A 21,216-nucleotide genomic window follows, 5' to 3' on the forward strand; every position below is an offset into this window, starting at 1 on the left:
TCCTGTCATAAAACTTTTTCCTTCATTATAAATCATCTCATAAAAATGCAACGCCAATCATTTAGTATTTGTCATTAACTTGAAAATTCCCACTATTTCTACTTCAGATAAAATAGATTTTTTTGATAAAGACTCCCAAATATAAACCCTTGTTATAATTTAACCAAGACTGTAATCAAAATATCAAAACCATAAATATTATGAATGCTTATAAAAAATATATGACCATTGATAATCCTCAACAATTAGTATTATCTGACTTACCATTTGTACAAGGGCAAAGAGTCGAGATTATTATTTTAAGTGAAGAAAGTAATCAAACTAATCCTGAATTAGAGGAATTGCGACGAAAAATTGATAGTGCTACAGAGCAAATTTTAGTGGGGAATGTAACTGATGGAGAGTTAGTATTTGAGCAGTTACAAACCAGATTAGAAAATGAGTATGGATTGGAGTAATGGCAAATTATCAATTTTCAGAAGATGCAGTTAAAGATATTAATGAAATTTGCGACTATATTGCCAAAGAAAATCCTACTTCAGCTAGTAATTTATTTGATGCTGTCCGACAAAAATGTAAATTAGTGGCTAATTTTCCGAAAATGGGAAAGTCTTATGAACAGATTAGACCAAATTTAAAAGGATTTTTCGTAGGAGATTATATCATTTTTTATTATGCTTATGATGATGGTATTTTTATTCTGCGTATTATTAGCGGTTATCGAAATTTAGATATATTATTTAATGAGAATAATAACCTTTAAAGAAAAAATATTTATGGCTCTTCTACAGTAGTTATGAAAAATTAATAATAAATAACGAATAAAACCTTTGATATATAATAGTTTTAGTATTTTAAAAATGCAATTGTTATAAATTTATGGTTTGCATTTCACCTAATACCTGACACCTTTTTTTAGACATAATTTATCATACTCAAAGTAGAAGAGCCATATTTATGAGTATTAAAACAGTTAAACAAATAGAAGGTAACGTTAATCAATTAATTGAAGAAGTTGCCCAATCTCATCAACCAATTACTATTATGGGTGAAAAATATAGTGCAGTTTTAGTTTCTCAAGAAGATTGGAGTGCAATCCAAGAAACATTATATTTATTATCAATTCCAAAAATGAGAAAATCAATTATAGAAGGATTAGCAACTCCTATTGAAGAATGTGACGAGGAATTAGACTGGTGAAATGGAAAATATACTTCTCCAACAATTAGGATTTTTGTACGGTAAAACAGGCATTTTGCCTGTATTTCTGGAAAAGCCAGAAAAAATAGTCCCAGCGCCCTCCAAACAACTATATAAAAGTGAAATTGTGAGGGTAGGCAACAGGCAATAGTTGAGCATTTGATATTAAATGCATCTTAGCTTATAAACAAAACCTAATTTAAGATCGATTCCAACTGGCATTGAGTATAACAAGATAAACAATAGCAAACATTCCCAATACAGCAATCGCCACAGAAAAACCAATTACCTCACTATCCAAAAAACTACCCTGAGAAAGTAAACCTCTGGCATCTATTTTAAAATTAGCCGCCGCCATACCAGTATAGTGCATAGATAATACAGCGCCCCCCATAATCAAAGAGGCAATAGTCTTGTAAAGTGCATAACGGGAAGCAAATTGTCCTTGACGTAAACTAATAACAATTTTCATAGCGGCAAAAGAAACCACAATAGCAATGATGACAGATAAAACAAATAAAATTGGGTCGTAACTGACATTTGCCGCCACTCTCATGGCAGCCATGCCAATATAGTGCATTCCAGCAATAGCTGCCCCCATTGTAATCGATCCGGCTAACAACGTTTTGGTGGTAACAATGGGTTGAGTAATGATGTATAAACCTTGAAAACTCCCAGCTACAGCAGCAAGAAGGGAAAGAAAAACAATGCCAAAATCATAGTTAATTTCAGTATTGATAGAAAAAGCCGTCATGGCGATAAAGTGCATTCCCCAAATACCCATTCCCATGGTAGCAGCACTAATGCCCAACCAAGTCCAACGCTCTAAGCCTTTATTCACAGTAATTTCGTTAGACATTTCAATAGTGAAATACCCAGCACCAATGGCGACAATGGCTGACAATATCACTAATGGAATATTATATGTTACGTCCATATTTTCGTTCTACGTTAAGTTTCAATAATTATATCAAAGGAAAAAGTTAAAGAAGCAAAAAAAAATGTTAGACCTTTCCAGAAATCGGCATTTATCAAGAATTAAAAACAAAAAATAGTTATAGCTCTTCTCAAACAACTATATAATACAGCAATGGAGAAAAACAAAGTCCCCATCATTGATGAAGTAGAGGAAAACCATGCAAAAAATTCTCATCGTTGAAGACGAATTAATTGCCGCCGAAAGTCTTTCCGTTGACTTAAAAAAACTTAACTATGAAGTAATCGGCATTGTGACAACGGGGGAAAAAGCCATCAAAAAAGCTCAAGAATTATGCCCCGACTTAATTCTGATGGATATTATGCTAAAAGGTAAAATGGATGGCATCACCGCCGCCCATCACATCTACAACGAATTAAAAATACCAATCATCTATCTTAGCGCCTATGCCGATACCCAAACCCTGCAACGGGCGCAAACTATTCCTTCCTATGGCTACCTCGTTAAACCTTACAAAATAGCTGACATCACCACTACCATCATCATGGCATTAGCAAAACATAAAGAAGACTGTGCAAGAGAAGCAATACTATTAGCTGAAAAAAAACTCAATCAAATCAAAACTCAAGCCCTAGCCACCGCCTCCCACGACTTACGGGCGCCCCTCACCAGTATTTTGGGTTACACCGAATTAATAAAAGACTATGGCGATCGCATTTCTGACGATAAAAAACAAAAATATTTCAACTTTATTCGTAGTGCTATTACAGAAATGAATGATTCCTTAGAAGACTTATTATTAATTAGTAAAGCAGAAGAAGGAAAAATTACCCTTTATCCTGATGAATTTAATTTAGTAGAATATCTACAACATTTAGTTGATGAACATAATAACTTAAGTGACAAACATCAAATAACACTTATAACAAAATTCACCAAATATATTGCTTGTTTAGACCGTAAAATGCTACACCATATTCTTAATAATTTAATGTCAAATGCCATTAAGTATTCTCCTAACGGCGGAGAAATTAAAATTGTTTTAGCAGGAGATAATGAAAATATACAACTAAGTATTGCCGATCAAGGAATTGGTATTCCTGATAATTATAAAAAAAGACTATTTCAATTATTTGAAAGAGCCGAAAATGTTGGAGGTATAAAAGGTAATGGTTTAGGTTTATCTATTGTTAAAAAAGCAGTAGAAATTCACGGTGGAAATATTATGGTAGAAAGCGAAGAAAATCAAGGCACAACCTTTTTTATTTATCTTCCTAATAACTTATCAATATAACTAATCTTTTACCTTATAAAAGGAGAGATGAGGCTAGAATAAATATCAAACTATGATCAGAAATGCCATTATCAAAAATCCAAGACAATATTATCAGCTTTTGTCAACAAGAAGACTATCAAGAATTAGCAAACTATTTAGCAATACTTGGTAATGATGATTTAATTATCCTTGGTTATAAAGGATTAAGCTATTTACTAGAAAATAAAGAAGAAGAAAGCCTAGAAATTTGGTTTTATACTCTCATGAATGCCGACTCACAAGAATGTGAAATCATAGCGAATAACTTATGTGAATTAGCAAAAATTTACGATCAAAAATATAAATTTAAACTTGCTATTAAAATATATACTCAAGCCTTAGAATTTAACCATTATCATCAGCAAAGTTATTTAAACTTAGGCTACTGCTATATCAAACAAGGAGACGTTACCAGCGCCCTTCACCTTTGGGAAGATGCTTTAAAAAATTCTCTTAACTATCAATTTTTAACGCCATATTTAGGCAAAGAATACCAACAAATAAAAGAATACCCTCAAGCTATCCATTATTATCATCAAGCCTTACAAAATGAGCCTGATAATCCGGATATATTATATAATATAGGAATTTGTTATAGTAAGCTAGGTCAATTTTCTAGTGCCGTAAATTATCAAAAAAAATCCTTAGATTTGATTATTAATAGTCCTAAAAATATCATATCTTATAAGTTCACTGAAAGTATTTGTCATTTTCCACACACTTTAAATAAAAAGCAATTTATTAGTTTAATTCATGCTGAACTAACTTATCTCTATTTACAAGAAATTAATAGAAAACAAGTCGCTAATAATCATCAAAGATTAATAGAAAATCCAGAAAAATTAGAGCCTTTCACCGTAAATAAAAAAAATCAAGAAGACGAAATTATTGCTTTTTATGAAACTACTAAAAGTATAGCAAATCAAAATAACTTGGTTATAGATTATCAACCAATTTTAAATAGCACAGAAATTAATCTAAAACCGCCTAAAAATAATAGAAAAAACTTACACAACAGCTTTTTTTTTCCTGAAAAAATAGCCTTACCACCCACTTTTGTTGTTACCATCAAACAAGGTCAATATTGGCTAAGAGAAGACGAAGCCAGTAGCGCCCTTCTCACTAGCGATAAACACCTATTAGGAGATATTTCTCCTGAATCACCAGCACTAAGCCCCAATCATCCCGACAAACATCCCCGTTACCACTCTTTAATCAAAACCAAATTTAATTTACCAAAACCAACTGTAATTAAGGGAAAAATATTGATTTTAGCAGGATTACTAAATAATGTTTACTTTCACTGGTTGTTTGACATTTTACCCCGTTTATACTTGCTAGAAAGAATTAACTTTAACTATGACAAAATAGACTATATTTTGGTAGATCATCGTACTAAATTTCAGAAAGAAACCTTAAAAATATGGAACATTCCTGAAAATAAAATAATACCATTATCCTTCCCCACAAATATTAAAGCTGACGAATTAATAGTACCATCATTTCCTAGTGATATTGCATGGATGCCTCCTTGGAGTTGTGATTATTTATATCAAAAACTGCTTAAAAATATTAAACAAAAGCCTTATCGTAACATTTATATAACCCGAAAAAATGCCTCAAATCGTCGCCTAATTAATGAAACAGAAATAATTGCGATTTTACAGCAATATAACTTTGAAATTATCGACCTAGAATCTTTATCTGTAAAACAACAAGCAAATTTATTAAACAGCGCACGTCTCGTCATCTCATTACATGGTAGTGGTTTAAGTAATCTAGTTTTTTGCCAGACTGAAACGACAGTAATAGAAATATTTTCACCATTTTATGTATATCCCTGTTATTGGTTATTAAGTAACTTAAAACAACTGAATTATTATTACCTAATAGGTGAAATATGGGGCAGTGAAAATCTTCATCGATGGTTGTATCCTGATAGTAGAAAAGAGAATATTTATCTTGCCCCATCACTACTCAAAGATATACTTAATAAAATTATTTAGAACCTGTTTTAATATTGATATAGCACTATGTCGTAGTAATTGCCAATATTAGTTTTTCATTTATGATTGAGATAAATTTAAGTTCATATCACTTTGATAAAAATAAGATTACCTTTATGACTTTAGTTTATAGCAATTCCCGTTTTGGTGAGGTACAAAAATTTTCGTTGAAAGGCAAAAGGCAAAGGGCAAGAGGCAATTAAAAATTTGCACCTCATTATGATGAAAAACGCTATAGATTAATAAAATATTGCAAGACAATCAGTAAGCTAACAAAATTGGCTTAAAGAGAAAATAAAAAATAGTGTTAAGTACATTTCGTATGTCCAGAGTCCGATTTCTTTCACCAGTTTTGGCGGGAGGAATTAATAGTTCTAAATATCACCACTGAACATCGGTACGGTCTGTATTCTATGATGGCTTTATCATTATTTTTTCTTGTTTTGTCTCCCCAAATATTCTACATCGAGACTCTTCAAACAGGTTCTTATCTGAGTGATGAGAATAATATTATTCAAAAACAGAAGAGGGCAAAGAAATTGTATTTTGGATGTTTTTTCTAATGATTCCTGAAATTTCCCATGATTTGGGTACACTATATATCCCTTCTCTTAAACTATAGGGGGAAGGTATAAGTCTTGAATATTAAAAATTTGGTAATACTTTACTATTTTTACTATCACCCCTAACAAAAAACTCGTTAAAATATAGTTTGGCGTAAATGCTGGATTCGTATGCTTGGAAACTTGCACTTACGATTTTTATGGTAAAGAGAAGGAGTAATCCTTCTAATTTATCCGACTAAATATGCTAACTATAAGAATTTCATACATTAACAGAGGTTAAAATGGCAAAAAGATTACAATTAGTTCTTAATCAAGATGTTCGTAAATTAGGTAAAAGAGGCGATGTCGTTGAGGTAGCGCCCGGTTATGCCCGTAATTATTTAGTACCCCAAGGTTTGGGAGTATTCGCTACTACTGGTGTATTGCGTCAAGTAGAACAAAGAAGGATAAAAGAACAAGCGCGCCTCACCGCTATCCTAGAGGAGGCAAAATCTCGCAAAACTGCTTTACAAACTATCAATAACTTTGTTATTCGTAAGCAAGTAGGGGAAGAAAAAGCGATTTTTGGTTCTGTTACCACTCAAGATGTGGTGGACATCATTAAATCTAGCGCTGGTTTAGAAGTTGAGCGTCAAGCGATTAGTTTACCTGAAATTAAAACTACTGGCAGTTATAAAGCTCAAATTAAATTACACGCTGAAGTAACTGCTGAAATTAATATTGAAGTGGCGCCTTTATAGTCATCAAAAGAAAAGGGGTTTAAACCCCTTTTTTTTCTCTTAGAAATAATATCTTTGACAATTTGTTCTGATTGTTCTACTAAATCAACATCTCCAGAAAAACAGCCGATAAAATCACTGTTTCTTAACTCCGCCAAAGGATCATCATTATCACTAATATCAGATTGTGATAATTTATTTTGAACATTGTTTAATTTTAAATAAGACATTAATTGATTTAAAAATTTGTCTATTAATGTTAGTTCTTCAATGCTTAAATTATCAAGACTTGCTGTAATTTTTTTTTATTTCTAACTGATTCATTAATATAATTACTCTTTTACAATTACAATTTTTACGGCTCTTCATTACTTGGTATGCAAATTGCATTTTGAGAACGAGAGAGTAAGGCTTACAGTCTCGGTAGCATACTATCTAGTGAAGACCCATATTTACTTATTATATCAAGTTCGGATAATTAGTTATAAAAGATTATCTCTTTGCAATTTGTCCACCGTGTAATGAATTACACGGCTAATAGTATTCCGTTCAATAAATTGAACTAAGATTGTTTCTAACTGATTTGTAAGTGATTAAGCGGACTTGATATTATCCATTATTTGTGTCAATTAAACGATTACATCACCTTTTATAAACTTTTACAAGTTGAGGTAAAAAATTCGATTTTACCTCAATTTATTGATTATAGAAAAAATCTAAATGTTATTTTGCTTCCGATTCCACCACTTCGGCTTCATCTTTAAAGACAGCTTTTAGTAAGGGGGGCGCTACAAAGGTGGTTGCAATTACCATGACAATAATAGCCGCTTCGGTGGCAGGGGATAAAGCACCACTGGCAGAGCCAACTCCTGCAAATACTAAGCCCACTTCTCCCCTTGGCACCATGCCCACACCAACGGCAAGTTTGTTGATATTAGGTTGCCCCCAGATACTAAAACCAGCGACAACTTTACCGACAATAGCAACAACAATTAAGAAAGAAGCAATAATTAAACCTTCTCTATTGCTAGGAATAGCTGGATTTAATACGCCTAAATCTGTTCTAGCGCCCACACACACAAAGAAAATCGGCACGAATAAATCAGCAACGGGGATAATTTGTTCTTCTAATTCTTTTTGTTTGTCGGTTTCTGCTAAGACTAAACCGGCAGCAAATGCGCCTAAAATTCCTTCTAATTGGATAACGTTAGCAATGTAAGCCAAAATGAAGGCAAAAATAATTCCTGTGATTAATATTTGCCCTCTGGTTTTCATTTGATTAACTAAACCTACTAAGGCTGGGGTGATTAATCTACCGATTAAAATTGTGCCAATCAAAAAGGTGGCGGCACTGACGATAAGGATAATAACTTGATTGATTTGTATTTCTCCAGTTTTGACTAAGCTACCGACAACAGCTAAAACGATGATACCGAGAATATCGTCTAAAACGGCGGCGCCGATGATAATTTGTCCTTCTTTGGAGCTTAATTTGCCTAATTCTGCTAATACTTTGGCGGTAATACCGATACTGGTGGCGGTAAGTGCTGCCCCTGCAAAAACGGAAGGGATTAACGGTAAGCCAAAGAGATAAACTAATCCGGCTGTGCCTAGGGCGAAGGGCGCTGTTACTCCGACTACTGCGACGATGGCGGCAGAAGGTCCAACTTTGATTAATTCTTTTAAGTCTGATTCTAAGCCAATTTCAAATAGGAGGATAATTACTCCTAATTCTGATAAGACGGAAATAACTTCGCTTATGCTATCAAATACTAAACCGCTTTCGCCGGGAGTAAGATTAGCGGTGGTTTGCAATAGCTGAATGATTAATGAATCGGTAGCTTCCATGCCTCCTTCGGGAAAAACTAACAGTTTAAGAACGGAAATACCAATTACTACACCGCCTACTAATTCGCCTAAGACGGAGGGAAGATTGATTCTTGAACAAAGTTCTCCTCCTAGTTTACTGGCAAAGTAGATAATGACTAAACTTAACAATACTCCTGCTAATACTAAGGAAGGGTTAGCGGTTTCTGCTTCTGTGGCAGTGGCTAAAATTGGCTTAATCCAAGACATAAGTTTTATTTATCTTTTTACTAAAAAATTAATCTGTTATTTTTTCATTTTTCCTAGATTATCATAATGTTTCTCTTTTCTTACGGGGGTCGGGCGCTAAAATCTCTAATGATATTGATTAAATATTGGTATTATTAACTACAAATTATTTGTTTATCTTATGAGTATGTTTAGTTTTAATTGTTTATGAAAAATCAAAGTAATAATTTAGGGATTATTGGTTGGCGTGAATATATTTCTTTTCCTGAGTTTCAGGTTGATTCGATTAAGGCAAAGATTGATACGGGCGCTAAAACATCGGCTTTACACGCTTTCAATGTTCATTTAGTAGAAATAGAGGGCAAAAATGTGGTCAATTTTGAGATTCATCCTTTACAAAAAAATAATCACTTAATTGTTAAGGCTTCAGCGCCCTTCACCGAATATCGAGAGATCAAAAATTCGGGAGGAAAAGTAGAAAAACGCCCCGTTATTACTACATCGATTACCATGGGAAAATATCAATGGCAAATTGAATTAACTTTGACTAATCGAGATACCATGGGATTTAGAATGTTGTTGGGTCGAGATGCTGTTAAAAATCGCTTTTTAGTTCATTGTGGTAAATCTTTTCTAACAAGTTACTAACTGCCTAACTATTGACACAAAAACTAAAATCAAGGTACAATGGATGATTGTGTCTAACATCCTGTTCGGATCAGGTTAGGGCATAACTAAAAGTAGAAAGTAAATTTCTGCTACCTGTACGGCAGTATATCAAAGGAAAATATTATGACTTACGCAATTATCGAAATTTGCGGTAAACAACTAAAAGTTGAACCCGGCAGATTTTATGAATTAGATCGATTTGACATGGAAGTTGATGAAGAATTAACGGTAGATAAGGTTTTATTACTCAATCATGAGGGGGATATCCAAGTAGGACAACCTTATGTGGAGGGCGCTTCCATCAACGGCACAATTTTACGCCATAGCCGGGGTAGAAAAGTGATTGTTTATAAAATGCAACCTAAAAAGAAAACCCGTAAAAAAAGAGGGCATAGACAAGAATTAAGTCGTTTAATGATTAATTCTATCAGTCTCAACGGTAATGTTATCGCCGAAAAATCAGCAGAAGAAAGTAGCCAAGAAGTTATTTTACAAGGCTAAACTGTCAAAATAATCTACACTAGATTAAGTAATTATAGGAGAAATTAACAATGGCACATAAAAAGGGTACAGGTAGTACCAGAAACGGAAGAGATTCTAATTCTAAGCGCTTAGGCGTAAAACGTTACGGTGGTGAAACTGTTAAAGCTGGTAATATTATCATCCGTCAACGTGGTACAAAAGTTCACCCGGGTGAAAATGTCGGTAGAGGTAGTGATGATACTCTCTTTGCTTTAATTCCGGGTGTTGTTAAGTTTGAGTATAAATCACGCTCTCAGAAAAAAGTTAGCGTTTATCCTATTGAAGTATCTGCTTCTTAGTTTAATCAGGGCAAGGGGTTTTAACCCCTTGTTAAGTTTTTGAAAAAACAATTTATAGCAAAAATTATTCTTTAATCGCTTCATTTCGTGGATGATTTTATTTGCTAAATTCTTTTTTTTAATGATAATTAGTTTCGCTAATCTTAACCCATTTGTCTGATGTAGGGTGAAGGGCGCTGGTTAATAGAGTAAAATATAACTAGAAAAGTTAATGTTTCAAAGAATATTATCACATTTAAAAAATACCCATTGATACTGTCATAGTATGTCAAAAACTCTTTTATTACAACCAGATTTAGTATTGGGAGATACTGTTATTCATTTAACCCCAGAAGTAATCCGAGCAAAAAATCTCAGAGGATTAGTATTAGATGTGGATGAAACTCTTATACCTTTTCGAGAAAGTGAATTATCTCCAGAATTATTACAATGGGTGACAGAAATTCGTCCTTTTGTTGATTTATGGTTAGTGAGTAATAATTTGAGTCGCAATCGTATTGGTAATATTGCTGATGCCTTGAATGTACCATATATATTTGGAGCGGGAAAGCCCTCACGAAAAAAACTTCGTCAAGCGGTGGAAGCAATGAAACATCCAGTTAATCAAGTGGCAATGGTGGGAGATCGAATTTTTACGGATGTTTTAGCTGGTAATCGGTTAGGAATGTTTACTATATTAGTTGAACCGATGGTTGTTAATGTCGAAAGTTCAGCAGATAACTTTTTTTCTATCCGTAATTTTGAAGTATGGTTTTCTCAAAAAATTGGAATTTCTCTTTATAAAAGTTAATTTTATTTACATTACTTTATATAATAAGACATTATCTTACAAATTATTAAATAAATCTTAAGAAAAATCCATAAGTTTACAGAATATGTGATTATAATTGTATGAATAAATTGAGGTCAGCTTATATAAAGACCTTAAGTATAAACAAACAAACATAAAATAAGGGCGCATCTACCTAGGTGGAGTGCGCCTTGATTTTTTGTTAACATAAACACATCACTTTTTCATCAAACCTGATTCGGAGTGCGCCCTCCACCGTTACGAAAGTTAAGTTAATGAGAGAAAAGATTTAATTTGACTCACAAATTCATCTTGACTAACAATGGGTTTAGTGATATAACCATCAGCGCCACTCAACTCCAAAAAATACTCTTTATCTCCCTGCATAGCATGGGCGGTAATCAAAATTACAGGGATATTTTCACTGATTTGATCAGCTTTAATTAATTGAGTAATTCTAATGCCATCAACAGGTTTATCATCATAAAAACTATTAGATAAAGATACATCCATTAATATTAAATCTACCTTTCCTGATGTAGTAACATCAATTATTTCCTTAACGTTTTCCGTGCCAATAATATCAAATCCGCCCCTTTTACTTAAAATTTTACTAAAAACTTTAAGATTAATAGGGTCATCTTCTACAATTAAAATCGTTGTCATTTACTAGCACCCAAATAAACTTTCTCATTATGTTTAACAGACTTAAAAAAGTCCACTATGGGACGAGGGTAATCTACCCCTAATTGTACTTTATATCTTTTTTGCTCTTCTGGGGATAATTGCCAAGGTTCATGGATTTTCTCTCCTTTGACGGGCGCTATTTCTGGCAACCAATGGCGTAGATAATCCCCTTTATAATCATAGTCTTTAGATTGTTTGGGAATATTAAAATAACGGAATGCTCGTGCATCATTACCCACCCCGGCGGTGTAATTCCAATTACCCCAATTACTACACACATCATAATCAATTAACAAAGACTCGAACCACTCAGCGCCCATCTGCCAATTTATACCGAGATTTTTTGTTAAAAAACTAGCGACATTTTGTCGTCCTCGATTAGACATAAAACCAGTGGTTTTTAATTCTCTCATGTTAGCATCAATGAGGGGATAACCCGTTTTTCCTTCAGTCCATAATTCAAATAATTGCCAATTTTCCTGCCAAGGAAAATCAAATTGTTGTAAACCAGATTTAAGAAATATTTTTGAGCCATATTTCAAGGTAGTAAAACGGAAAAAATCACGCCACAATAATTCAAATATTAGCCAATAAGTAGAATCATTTTTAACTCTTTCTACTTCATATTTTTCGATTTCTGTATAAATTAAGCGAGGAGAAATGCAACCACAAGCTAACCAAGCTGAGAATTTTGATGAATAGTCACCTCCTAACATTCCGTTTCTAGTTTCTTTATATTTACTGATTAAATCACTATCCCAAAGGTAATATTCTAATCTTTTTAAGGCTTCAGTTTCTCCACCAATAAATTTTAATACTCCTAATTCGCTGACTTTAAAATTATCATGTCCTAATTCTTTTAAAGTAGGTATTTTTCCTAAGTCGATATTAGGTAATGATGGTAATTTTTCAGGAGTTTTAAAAGGTTCATATACTTCGCTTTTTTTCTCTACTTGTTTACGAAAGTTAGTAAATAAATCTGGTAAGTTATCAATGGTAAAGGGTAAATCTTCGGGATAATAAAGGGTACTTTGCCAAAAAGTTTTTACTTTAATGTTGTGTTGTTCTAATTTTCTAGTTAATTTTTTTTCGATTTTAATTTCTTCTGCGGTAGCTTCTTCTGAAAAATATACTTCGTCAATATGATATTGTTGAGCAATTTCGCTAATAATATCTTCTGTTTTACCTTTTCTAATAATTAAGTCACTACCTAATTTTTGTAAAGATTTTTGTAAATCTGCTACACTTTCGATGATGAATTTTGCTCTAAATTGACCTGTTTTATCAAAACCAAAGGAAGTTTTACTGTAGCTACGATCATCAAAACAATATAAGGGTAAAATATTGTTGGCTTTATTTTCTATGGCTTGATAAATACATTCTTGATCGTGGATTCTTAAATCATTACGAAACCAAATTAAAACATTTTTTGCCATTTTCTTTTATTTTAAAATTTTATCTTATTATACTCTGTCGTGTTCTAATATTACAATGATAGTTTTAAACAATAATCCGCTTTGCAATAAATCGGCAAAGCCAATAGCTAGAGTGATATATAGCAATTATTGTGAAGATTAGCGCTAAGCAATCACGAAGTGGTGATCCCCCTAAATCCCCCTTAAAAAGCAGGGTGTTTTCAAAGTCAGGATCAAAATTGATTTGTTTTTGACAAGAAGACAATATAAGGATGATCCCCCCCAACCCCCCTTAAAAAGGGGGGAGATTCAGGGAGACAGGAGGATTTTTTACTATTAATTGATTTATTAGTAGTTAAAAACCTCTGAATTTCAGATTATTGGCTAGTTTGAGAAACTAACATTTTTGAGAATGAAAACGCCCTGCTTAAAAAGGGGGACTTGAGAATAATAAAAGTGCCTCATTGTCATGAAAAACGCTATAAAATTACTTTTAAAAATATATTTTACTGTGATGAAAGATAAAATCTATAAAAAAAGGGTAAGTTTATTGCAGTTTCTTAGAAATAATTTATATTCACTGTATGTTATACTTAAATATTTTAAATAATTATTAAAAAATGGTTAATTCTTCAGCAATAATCAATCAGGCAATCGAAACATTAAATCCGACTTTTCAAGCTATAGATTTACATATCAAAAAAAACTTAGAAAAAGTATTACAAGCCTTCCGAGAATATAAAGTCGGTGTTCATCATTTTAGCAGTGTTACGGGCTACGGTCATGATGATTTGGGTCGAGAAGTATTAGATCAGGTGTACGCTAGGGTGATGGGCGCCCCTCACGCCGGGGTGAGAGTGCAGATTGTTTCCGGCACTCATGCCATCGCTTCTTGTTTGTTTGGGGTATTGCGCCCGGGTGATGAAATGTTGGCGGTGGCTGGACATCCTTATGATACTTTAGAGGAAGTTATCGGCATCAGGGGAGAAAAACAAGGTTCTTTAAAGGATTTTAACATCGGTTATCGTGAATTGGCACTAACTCCAGATGGTAAAATTGATTGGCAAAATCTCTCTACTGCCATCAAATCTAACACTAAATTAGTTTTGATTCAGCGCTCTTGCGGTTACAGTTGGCGTGAGAGTTTATCTATTTCTGATATAGCACAAATTATCGAAATTGTCAAGGGTCAAAATCCTGAAACGGTGTGTTTTGTGGATAATTGTTATGGGGAATTTATCGATACCGTTGAACCGACGGCGGTGGGCGCTGATTTGATGGCTGGTTCATTGATCAAAAATCCGGGAGGGACGATTGTGACGGCGGGGGGATACATTGCCGGTAATGGTGAGTTGGTGGAGAGGGCGCTATGTCGAGTTACAGCGCCCGGCATCGGTAGCAGTGGGGGGGCGACTTTCGACCAAAATCGGCTGTTATTTCAAGGGTTATTTTTAGCACCGCAAATGGTGGGGGAAGCCATGAAAAGTTCTCACCTGATTGCCACAGTATTTGACAAGTTAGGTTATGAAGTCAATCCGTCACCTTTTGCCCCTCGTCGTGATACCATTCAAGCCGTGAAGTTTAAAGAGGGGAGGGCGCTTATTGCTTTTTGTCGTACCATTCAGAAATATTCCCCCGTGGGCTCGTATCTTGACCCTATTCCAGCGCCCATGCCCGGCTATGAAAGCGACTTGATTATGGCAGGAGGTACTTTTATTGATGGTAGTACATCTGAACTATCTGCTGATGGTCCATTGCGAGAGCCTTATATTGCTTTTTGTCAAGGAGGAACTCATTGGACTCATACCGCCATTGCTTTAGAAGCTGTCTTGGCTGAATTGTAATGAACAATGGATAATTAATAATTATTTGTCAATTCTTAATTCGTAATTTTGTAACGCTAAATGGTTTAATATTTAATATAATGATGACTAAAATTAGATATTTGTGAGGGTAAGATCGTGGATGGTGGCAACAATGAAAAAATAGTCGGCTACTTTATCGAAGAAGCCAAAGAGCATTTAGAAACCATAGAAAAAGGCATATTAGACTTATCCTCAGTCATTGACGATGAAGAAAGCGTTAACGAACTGTTTAGGGCAGCGCACTCCATCAAAGGGGGCGCAGCTATGTTAGGTTTTACCAGTATCCAAACTACGGCGCACCGTCTCGAAGATGCTTTCAAGATTATTAAAGATCAAACCATCAAGCCTGATCAAACTTTAGAAAGTTTATTTTTAAAAGCCTACGATATTTTACAAGACTTACTAGAACGTTTACAAGGACCTTTTGGCTTAAAAGAAGAAGAAGGAGAAAGCATTATTCAAGCCGCCAGTCCTCATTTTACAGAATTACAAAACTATTTACAGCAGTTGGTGGATGGTGATATTCCTACCGCTCCAAAAATTACCTCCGCACAAGTTAAAAATTCCGCTCAGTCTCTTAGTTCTATTCCCGTTAATGAGATTGTTATGGAAATTAGACCGTTATTGCAACGTATGTTGGCAATTTTTAAACAGGAATCCACCACCGAAAATCGTCAACAGTTACAAGGATTATGTGATCGTCTCGTTGCCCTTGCACCGGAAGAAAATGGTTGGCAGAATTTACTCAAATGTTGTCAAAAAGCCATCGGTAATCCTAAGCATTCCTATCGTTTACTAGCGCCCGTCGTCATCAAGGAAATAAAACTAGCTGGGGATTGTTTAGAAGTGGGGAAGGGCGCTGAAATTGCGCCATCTCAAGGTTTAGAACAGTTAGCACAGGCAAAAACTCCCCAAATTTTACTTAGTTTAGACCCGGAAACTGCCGCCACAACTTTAACTCAAGTGTTTAATCGAGATCAGTTGTCTAAATTAGTCCGTTTGTTACAAGCTACGGGCTAAGATGAAACTAAGATTTAGTTATCTAATGTATTCATTCATTACCTGAACAAGATATTATTAATATCAGTATTTTTTGTTTCTCGCAAAGGCGCAAAGACGCAAAGGTAATCTTTGTGATAATCCAAAGTGTTGTTGAACTAAAAAATATGAGTAAGTTTGTCTCAAAGGTTATAAAATCACTGTAATTACTAATTAATGATTGACAAAAGATCATGTCATTGAGAGTCCGAATCGCACAGGATAAAGCGCCCCTCGTCCTATGCCTGGTCCATAGCCATAACCATCCAGAAGGGGTTTTTTCTACCTATGCCGATCTAATGGCATTTGCCGCCGCCGTAGGTACAAAATATCACTATCGTCAACCCCTAGAAAGTATAGCGAAAGAGCCTTCTCCCATCAGTTTAGAGGTGTTTATCAGTCGTGGTTATGATTTATTAATCAAAATGATCGCTATTACCGAAACCAAAAACCCGCAAATTATTTCTCCCCATTATCCTAACGGCGAAGAAGAAAGGGTAGTGATTTTTGAAGAATACGCTAATGGTGGTTTAAGTCAATTATCTGAACAGGTGAAGGGCGCTGTTAGCTATCAAGAACGAATTTTGTTATGGTTAAATCAACATCGTGCCATGAATACTTCAGCCCCAGAAGACTTTGACCTCACTCGCTTTCTTAGTTAAATAATGCTGAAAAATATTATTAGTGGATTTGGCTTTTTGACAGGTTTTTTTTATCCTTTTCAAGCTCTTAATCTTATTGCTAAAAATAAATCCTTATGGCAATACTTAATTATTCCTATATTAATCAATATTATTATCGGAATAATCACATATTTATTAATATTGCAACCTAGCTTAAACTTATGGGAAACTGTAGTTAATAATTTAGTTATTTCCTTGCAAGAATTTATTAAAAACCTTCCTCAGTGGTTAAATATTTTAATTATTATAACTAATTTTATTAGTTCGATTATTAGGGGATTATTATTAATAGTTATGTTTATTGTCATTGGGATTATTATTGCTCAATTTGGAGGGGTGTTGGGGGCGCCGTGGTATGGTAAACTATCAGAAAAAATCGAAGTTATTAAACGAGGACAATTAGAAATTATTGAAATTGATCCTTTACAAGATATAGTTCGAGCTATTTTATTTGAATTAAAGAAAATCTTATTATCTATCATAGTAGGCTTACCCTTATTTTTATTAAATTTTATTCCAGCCGTAGGTAATGTTATCTCTGTTTATGGGGGATCAATGTTAACAATTACCATAGTTTGCTTAGATTTTTTAGACGCTACTTTAGAACGAAAAAGATTAAAATTTAGAGAAAAATTAACCTTTGTTTTTAAAGAATTTCCCCGTACTTTTGGTTTTGGATTAGCCTGTTTAATTATGATTAGTATTCCTCTATTAAACTTGATTATTGTCCCTATGTGTGTGTGCGCTGGAACTTTATTAGTGTGTGATCGACATAGATCGGTTACCTAAAGAGGCTTTGCTTAAAAAATAAAATCGAGAGATGAAGGGAAAAGGTTTTGATTTATTCAAAAATATCAAGTCTGCTCGAGCAATTACAAATTAGTAATATCAACATCTTAGTTCAATTTATTGAACGAGATACTATTGGTTCCGTGTAATTCATTACACGGTGGGTAAATTGCGCAGATATAGTCTTTAATAACAGATTACCAGAACATGATATAGCTCCTAAATATGGCAGTGCAAAATTAAGAAATAATCTTAACCATTTTTTGGTAATCTTTTTTAGGTAACAAAATTTAATATAATCAGGAAATACTAATGGAACGTACTTTTTTAATGATTAAACCCGATGGTGTACAACGTAACCTCGTGGGAGAAGTAATTAAACGCCTAGAAAATAAAGGTTTTAGCCTTGTAGGTTTAAAATTGATGAGTGTTTCTCGTGAATTAGCGGAGAAACATTATGATGTTCATAAAGAGCGCCCATTTTTCGGTGATTTAGTAGAATTTATTATTTCTTCTCCTGTGGTAGCAATGGTATGGGAAGGTGATGGCGTGGTGGCTTCCGCTCGTAAAATTATTGGTGCTACTAATCCTCTTAGCGCTGAACCGGGTACAATTAGGGGCGATTTTGGTGTTAGTATTGGACGTAACCTCATTCATGGCTCTGATGCTATTGAAACCGCCCAAAGAGAGATTAGTCTTTGGTTTGGTGATGAAGAGTTGGTAAGCTGGGAAAAATGTCAAAAATCTTGGCTTTATGAGTAACATCAAATTGGGATAATTAGTTACCAATAGATTATCTCTTCGCACTTTACCCACCGTGTAATTAATTACACGGAACCAATGGAATTACGTTCAATAAATTGAACTAAGATTAGTATAAGTGATCAAAGGAACTTGATATAACTTTTAACAAGTTGATTTTGGGTTGGGTGAAATGAAGCACAACCCAATTTTGACTTTCCCGAAAGACAGGCAAGATGTCTGTTTCACCAAAGTTTATGGTAATTCGGCTAATTTATTGCGGTAAAAATCCTCTTTATGATTTAACTGTTGGGCAATTTCCAGCGCCCTCCGCCAATTATTTTTCGCTTCTGAATAATTGCCTTGCTGTTGATAAATTGTACCCATGCGCCCGTAGGTTTCCATTAAGCCATAAAAGTTAGCAGATTGTTGTTCAATGATGATTAATTCTCGATAAATTTGTAGAGCAGAATCTAATTTTTCATAGTCTTGATAAAGAATGCCTAACTGTTTTAGCGCCCCTCCAGCCTGTGCAAATCTCTTGACACTCCATGCTAAATTAAAGGCTTCTTGATAATAAATACCAGCTTCTTGCGGTTGATCGAGTTTTTTATATTCATCCCCGATGGCAATTTTTTCTAAAATTATGTCATTAAAATTATCTGTTTTTTCGTAGGTTTCAATTAATCTCTTTCGATAAATAATAGAGTTTTCGCTACGGAGGAGGGCGCTGTTAATTTGTGAAAGATTTTTTAAATAATTAGTTTGATTAATAAAATCATTTTCTCTCTCCGAAATAGTTAATAACTCCTCATAAATAGGTTGAGCATTAAAATAATCAAACTTACTCAAATATAATTCCCCTAAACTGATCAAGTTTTCTTTAACTTTTTCCTGATTTTTCTTTTCCCTAACTTCGGTTAAAATTTGCTGTTGAATATTTACTGATTTTTCCACATTACCTAAACTTTGATAAGCCTTAAAAAAAATATCTAAATACTGTGAATTTAACTGATTATCGACAGTATTTTCAGCTTCTAAAATCTGTAACCTTGCCGTTAAATTATTAATCTCCAGCGCCCTCCCCCGTTGCCAAAATAATTGACCTAACCTAGTAATTTCTTGAACTTCAGACTGTAAACCAAGAAAACGAGTTAACCTTAATTGACGATACCAAATTTCTACCGCTTGATCTTCATTTCCTAACGCTAATTGTTCTTCTGCTGACTGATTTAATAATTGTAAATCTGCTTGTAATTGTGCCTTTTCTGCTTCAGTTAAAGGACGATTTTGAGTAGGTAATAAAACATCTTCAATGTTGTTATTTTTAAGAGGATTTACCTGTTGATTTTCTGCCCAAATAGGATTATTTGTAATACTCAGACTAGCAATAATAACGAAAGAAAATAAAGCAGTTTTTTTAAACATTTGTAGAATAGCCAAAATAATCTTGGTTCAATTTATTGAACGGGATACTGTTGGTTCCGTGTAATTCATTACACGGTGGGTAAATTATCCCCCTCTTAGGGAAGGGGATAAGCATAAATTAAAGTAATTTTAAAGCGCGAAAACCATAATATAAAGCCACCGCCGTCACAGAAAAACCACCAATAATCCCGATATAAGCTACTACACCAGCAGTCATGTTAAAACTCCTTTTAATAAATAGATAACCAATACATTGTACAATAGACTGTTAAATTGATTCTATTGTGCCATCATCATGTCCTCAATTATTTCCGTAAAATTACCGCAAAATCCTTATAATATCCACATCGCTTCCGGTGGTTTAAGCAATATCGGTAACTATACCAAACCCCTCAATATTGGTAACAAGATTTTAATTATTTCCAACCCCGAAATATTTGATTACTATGGTGAGACGGTGATGGCATCGCTGGAGGGCGCTGGATTTACCGTTAATTATCATCTCATTCCGGCAGGAGAAAGCAATAAAACCCTTGATTCTATTAGCAAAATTTATGACACAGCCTTAAATCTGCGCTTAGAAAGAAACTCTACCATGATGGCACTAGGGGGAGGCGTTATCGGTGATATGACAGGATTCGCCGCAGCCACTTGGTTAAGAGGCATTAACTTTATTCAGATTCCCACCTCATTACTCGCCATGGTAGATGCTTCCGTAGGCGGAAAAACTGGCGTTAATCATCCCCAAGGCAAAAATTTAATTGGTGCATTTTATCAACCTAAACTGGTTTTAATCGATCCTGATGTTTTGAAAACATTGCCAGAGCGAGAGTTTAAAGCAGGTATGGCAGAAGTAATTAAATATGGAGTAATTTGGGATCAAGACCTTTTTCATGCCCTTGAACAAGCGGAAAACCTTAATAGCATGAACTTTTTAAGCCCTAATCTACTTAGCTACATTTTAGAACGATCTTGCCAAGCGAAAGCTGAAGTAGTCGCACAAGATGAAAGGGAAGGAGGTTTAAGGGCTATTCTCAATTATGGGCATACAGTGGGGCATGGTGTAGAAAGTTTGACCCATTATAATACTTATGTTCACGGTGAGGCGGTGGCAATCGGTATGGCAATAGCTGGAAAAATTGCCGTCAAAGCTGGATTATGGCAAGAAGACGAATTACAGCGACAAAATGAGTTAATCCTTAAAGCTGGATTACCTATCGCTATTCCTGATAATGTGGATAGGGAAAAATTAATAGATAGTTTGCAATTAGATAAAAAAGTCAGGGGGGGTAGAGTGCGCTTTATTTTGCCGACTGCTATCGGTAAAGTGATTATTACTGATGAAATTTCCTCTGATTTATTACGGGAATGTTTTTAGTTATTGACAATGGAAAATTTTGCAGGGTGAGGTGAAGGGCAAAGGTGACTAGGTTTCAGGCTTCAGGTTTCAGGTGTAATTTTCAAACCTAATACCTAATATCAAGTTCGCTTG

24 protein-coding genes are annotated in these 21,216 nt (G+C 34.3%); 17 read left to right on the forward strand and 7 right to left on the reverse strand.

All coding sequences use genetic code 11. The features are described 5' to 3' along the window. Window positions 1-200: 200 nt before the first annotated feature. From IGQ45_09110 to IGQ45_09125, 4 genes are all read left to right on the forward strand, one after another. The gene (locus IGQ45_09110; protein ID MBF2057366.1) at window positions 201-458 is read left to right on the forward strand and encodes a hypothetical protein; all 258 of its coding nucleotides are present in this window, start codon (window positions 201-203) and stop codon (window positions 456-458) included. Beyond that, window positions 458-763, forward strand: a complete 306-nt coding sequence (locus tag IGQ45_09115) for a type II toxin-antitoxin system RelE/ParE family toxin (protein ID MBF2057367.1) — start codon at window positions 458-460, stop codon at window positions 761-763. Before IGQ45_09110 ends, IGQ45_09115 begins: the two co-directional genes overlap by 1 nt. Window positions 764-957: 194 nt before the next feature. Further along, entirely contained in the window at window positions 958-1,200 is a 243-nt protein-coding gene (locus tag IGQ45_09120) for a type II toxin-antitoxin system Phd/YefM family antitoxin (protein MBF2057368.1), read from the forward strand. Window position 1,201: 1 nt separating this feature from the next. Continuing rightward, entirely contained in the window at window positions 1,202-1,351 is a 150-nt protein-coding gene (locus IGQ45_09125) for a hypothetical protein (GenBank protein MBF2057369.1), read from the forward strand. A 48-nt stretch (window positions 1,352-1,399) separates the two neighbouring features. On the opposite strand, the gene IGQ45_09130 is transcribed toward IGQ45_09125, so the two are convergent. Continuing rightward, window positions 1,400-2,137, reverse strand: a complete 738-nt coding sequence (locus tag IGQ45_09130; GenBank protein ID MBF2057370.1) for an integral membrane sensor protein — start codon at window positions 2,135-2,137, stop codon at window positions 1,400-1,402. Between the two features lie 199 nt (window positions 2,138-2,336). Between IGQ45_09130 and IGQ45_09135 the strand changes: the two genes are divergently transcribed. The 3 genes from IGQ45_09135 (at window position 2,337) to rplI (ending at window position 6,764) form a co-directional block, all read left to right on the forward strand. Continuing rightward, the gene (locus tag IGQ45_09135; GenBank protein ID MBF2057371.1) at window positions 2,337-3,431 is read left to right on the forward strand and encodes a response regulator; all 1,095 of its coding nucleotides are present in this window, start codon (window positions 2,337-2,339) and stop codon (window positions 3,429-3,431) included. Window positions 3,432-3,493: 62 nt separating this feature from the next. Beyond that, window positions 3,494-5,458: a DUF563 domain-containing protein gene (locus tag IGQ45_09140; protein MBF2057372.1), complete on the forward strand. Its 1,965-nt coding sequence runs from the start codon at window positions 3,494-3,496 to the stop codon at window positions 5,456-5,458. Window positions 5,459-6,305: 847 nt separating this feature from the next. After that, on the forward strand, window positions 6,306-6,764 hold the full coding sequence (gene rplI, locus IGQ45_09145) for a 50S ribosomal protein L9 (protein ID MBF2057373.1): 459 nt from the start codon (window positions 6,306-6,308) through the stop codon (window positions 6,762-6,764). Here rplI and IGQ45_09150 read toward each other — a convergent pair. Then, window positions 6,704-6,973 carry a hypothetical protein gene (locus IGQ45_09150; GenBank protein MBF2057374.1) on the reverse strand — a complete coding sequence of 90 codons (270 nt, stop codon included), beginning with the start codon at window positions 6,971-6,973 and terminating at the stop codon, window positions 6,704-6,706. The two genes, rplI and IGQ45_09150, sit on opposite strands and share 61 nt — an antisense overlap. 493 nt (window positions 6,974-7,466) lie before the next feature. Beyond that, window positions 7,467-8,819: a cation:proton antiporter gene (locus IGQ45_09155; protein MBF2057375.1), complete on the reverse strand. Its 1,353-nt coding sequence runs from the start codon at window positions 8,817-8,819 to the stop codon at window positions 7,467-7,469. A gap of 186 nt (window positions 8,820-9,005) precedes the next feature. Here IGQ45_09155 and IGQ45_09160 point away from each other — a divergent pair, with 186 nt between their 5' ends. The 4 genes from IGQ45_09160 (at window position 9,006) to IGQ45_09175 (ending at window position 11,078) form a co-directional block, all read left to right on the forward strand. Next, window positions 9,006-9,446, forward strand: a complete 441-nt coding sequence (locus IGQ45_09160) for an ATP-dependent zinc protease (protein ID MBF2057376.1) — start codon at window positions 9,006-9,008, stop codon at window positions 9,444-9,446. Between the two features lie 144 nt (window positions 9,447-9,590). Further along, on the forward strand, window positions 9,591-9,968 hold the full coding sequence (gene rplU / locus IGQ45_09165; protein MBF2057377.1) for a 50S ribosomal protein L21: 378 nt from the start codon (window positions 9,591-9,593) through the stop codon (window positions 9,966-9,968). Between the two features lie 50 nt (window positions 9,969-10,018). Next, window positions 10,019-10,288, forward strand: a complete 270-nt coding sequence (gene rpmA / locus IGQ45_09170; GenBank protein MBF2057378.1) for a 50S ribosomal protein L27 — start codon at window positions 10,019-10,021, stop codon at window positions 10,286-10,288. A gap of 265 nt (window positions 10,289-10,553) precedes the next feature. Further along, window positions 10,554-11,078: a YqeG family HAD IIIA-type phosphatase gene (locus IGQ45_09175; GenBank protein MBF2057379.1), complete on the forward strand. Its 525-nt coding sequence runs from the start codon at window positions 10,554-10,556 to the stop codon at window positions 11,076-11,078. Window positions 11,079-11,345: 267 nt separating this feature from the next. Here IGQ45_09175 and IGQ45_09180 read toward each other — a convergent pair whose 3' ends face one another. Next, entirely contained in the window at window positions 11,346-11,744 is a 399-nt protein-coding gene (locus tag IGQ45_09180; GenBank protein MBF2057380.1) for a response regulator, read from the reverse strand. Further along, a complete protein-coding gene (locus IGQ45_09185; GenBank protein ID MBF2057381.1) occupies window positions 11,741-13,201 on the reverse strand; it encodes a DASH family cryptochrome in 1,461 nt (486 codons plus the stop codon). The genes IGQ45_09180 and IGQ45_09185 overlap by 4 nt, the downstream gene beginning before the upstream one ends. 599 nt (window positions 13,202-13,800) lie before the next feature. Here IGQ45_09185 and IGQ45_09190 point away from each other — a divergent pair. From IGQ45_09190 to ndk, 5 genes are all read left to right on the forward strand, one after another. After that, entirely contained in the window at window positions 13,801-15,024 is a 1,224-nt protein-coding gene (locus IGQ45_09190) for a methionine gamma-lyase family protein (GenBank protein MBF2057382.1), read from the forward strand. A gap of 117 nt (window positions 15,025-15,141) precedes the next feature. Continuing rightward, the gene (locus tag IGQ45_09195; protein MBF2057383.1) at window positions 15,142-16,065 is read left to right on the forward strand and encodes an Hpt domain-containing protein; all 924 of its coding nucleotides are present in this window, start codon (window positions 15,142-15,144) and stop codon (window positions 16,063-16,065) included. Between the two features lie 212 nt (window positions 16,066-16,277). Continuing rightward, the gene (locus tag IGQ45_09200) at window positions 16,278-16,745 is read left to right on the forward strand and encodes a DNA phosphorothioation-associated protein 4 (GenBank protein MBF2057384.1); all 468 of its coding nucleotides are present in this window, start codon (window positions 16,278-16,280) and stop codon (window positions 16,743-16,745) included. Window positions 16,746-16,748: 3 nt separating this feature from the next. Continuing rightward, window positions 16,749-17,555: an EI24 domain-containing protein gene (locus IGQ45_09205; GenBank protein MBF2057385.1), complete on the forward strand. Its 807-nt coding sequence runs from the start codon at window positions 16,749-16,751 to the stop codon at window positions 17,553-17,555. 312 nt (window positions 17,556-17,867) lie between these two features. Next, the gene (ndk, locus tag IGQ45_09210; GenBank protein ID MBF2057386.1) at window positions 17,868-18,317 is read left to right on the forward strand and encodes a nucleoside-diphosphate kinase; all 450 of its coding nucleotides are present in this window, start codon (window positions 17,868-17,870) and stop codon (window positions 18,315-18,317) included. Between the two features lie 234 nt (window positions 18,318-18,551). On the opposite strand, the gene IGQ45_09215 is transcribed toward ndk, so the two are convergent. Both IGQ45_09215 and IGQ45_09220 read right to left on the reverse strand, forming a co-directional pair. Then, window positions 18,552-19,724, reverse strand: a complete 1,173-nt coding sequence (locus IGQ45_09215; protein MBF2057387.1) for a tetratricopeptide repeat protein — start codon at window positions 19,722-19,724, stop codon at window positions 18,552-18,554. A gap of 118 nt (window positions 19,725-19,842) precedes the next feature. After that, a complete protein-coding gene (locus IGQ45_09220; protein ID MBF2057388.1) occupies window positions 19,843-19,941 on the reverse strand; it encodes a cytochrome b6f complex subunit PetL in 99 nt (32 codons plus the stop codon). 78 nt (window positions 19,942-20,019) lie between these two features. Between IGQ45_09220 and IGQ45_09225 the strand changes: the two genes are divergently transcribed. After that, a complete protein-coding gene (locus IGQ45_09225) occupies window positions 20,020-21,102 on the forward strand; it encodes a 3-dehydroquinate synthase (protein ID MBF2057389.1) in 1,083 nt (360 codons plus the stop codon). Window positions 21,103-21,216: the final 114 nt, after the last annotated feature.

Source organism: Cyanobacterium sp. T60_A2020_053 (assembly GCA_015272165.1).
Lineage (GTDB): Bacteria > Cyanobacteriota > Cyanobacteriia > Cyanobacteriales > Cyanobacteriaceae > Cyanobacterium.

Bases quoted from the DNA above. Each gene is read 5' to 3' on its own strand.
- IGQ45_09130 (MBF2057370.1), bottom strand. From the start codon at position 2,137: ATGGACGTAACATATAATATTCCATTAGTGATATTGTCAGCCATTGTC.
- IGQ45_09185 (MBF2057381.1), bottom strand. From the start codon at position 13,201: ATGGCAAAAAATGTTTTAATTTGGTTTCGTAATGATTTAAGAATCCAC.
- IGQ45_09110 (MBF2057366.1), top strand. From the start codon at position 201: ATGAATGCTTATAAAAAATATATGACCATTGATAATCCTCAACAATTA.
- ndk (MBF2057386.1), top strand. From the start codon at position 17,868: ATGGAACGTACTTTTTTAATGATTAAACCCGATGGTGTACAACGTAAC.
- IGQ45_09135 (MBF2057371.1), top strand. From the start codon at position 2,337: ATGCAAAAAATTCTCATCGTTGAAGACGAATTAATTGCCGCCGAAAGT.
- IGQ45_09190 (MBF2057382.1), top strand. From the start codon at position 13,801: ATGGTTAATTCTTCAGCAATAATCAATCAGGCAATCGAAACATTAAAT.
- IGQ45_09150 (MBF2057374.1), bottom strand. From the start codon at position 6,973: ATGTCTTATTTAAAATTAAACAATGTTCAAAATAAATTATCACAATCT.
- IGQ45_09175 (MBF2057379.1), top strand. From the start codon at position 10,554: ATGTCAAAAACTCTTTTATTACAACCAGATTTAGTATTGGGAGATACT.
- IGQ45_09225 (MBF2057389.1), top strand. From the start codon at position 20,020: ATGTCCTCAATTATTTCCGTAAAATTACCGCAAAATCCTTATAATATC.
- IGQ45_09120 (MBF2057368.1), top strand. From the start codon at position 958: ATGAGTATTAAAACAGTTAAACAAATAGAAGGTAACGTTAATCAATTA.
- IGQ45_09160 (MBF2057376.1), top strand. From the start codon at position 9,006: ATGAAAAATCAAAGTAATAATTTAGGGATTATTGGTTGGCGTGAATAT.
- IGQ45_09125 (MBF2057369.1), top strand. From the start codon at position 1,202: ATGGAAAATATACTTCTCCAACAATTAGGATTTTTGTACGGTAAAACA.
- rplU (MBF2057377.1), top strand. From the start codon at position 9,591: ATGACTTACGCAATTATCGAAATTTGCGGTAAACAACTAAAAGTTGAA.
- IGQ45_09220 (MBF2057388.1), bottom strand. From the start codon at position 19,941: ATGACTGCTGGTGTAGTAGCTTATATCGGGATTATTGGTGGTTTTTCT.
- IGQ45_09180 (MBF2057380.1), bottom strand. From the start codon at position 11,744: ATGACAACGATTTTAATTGTAGAAGATGACCCTATTAATCTTAAAGTT.
- IGQ45_09205 (MBF2057385.1), top strand. From the start codon at position 16,749: ATGCTGAAAAATATTATTAGTGGATTTGGCTTTTTGACAGGTTTTTTT.
- IGQ45_09200 (MBF2057384.1), top strand. From the start codon at position 16,278: ATGTCATTGAGAGTCCGAATCGCACAGGATAAAGCGCCCCTCGTCCTA.
- IGQ45_09140 (MBF2057372.1), top strand. From the start codon at position 3,494: ATGCCATTATCAAAAATCCAAGACAATATTATCAGCTTTTGTCAACAA.
- rplI (MBF2057373.1), top strand. From the start codon at position 6,306: ATGGCAAAAAGATTACAATTAGTTCTTAATCAAGATGTTCGTAAATTA.
- IGQ45_09115 (MBF2057367.1), top strand. From the start codon at position 458: ATGGCAAATTATCAATTTTCAGAAGATGCAGTTAAAGATATTAATGAA.
- IGQ45_09215 (MBF2057387.1), bottom strand. From the start codon at position 19,724: ATGTTTAAAAAAACTGCTTTATTTTCTTTCGTTATTATTGCTAGTCTG.
- IGQ45_09155 (MBF2057375.1), bottom strand. From the start codon at position 8,819: ATGTCTTGGATTAAGCCAATTTTAGCCACTGCCACAGAAGCAGAAACC.
- rpmA (MBF2057378.1), top strand. From the start codon at position 10,019: ATGGCACATAAAAAGGGTACAGGTAGTACCAGAAACGGAAGAGATTCT.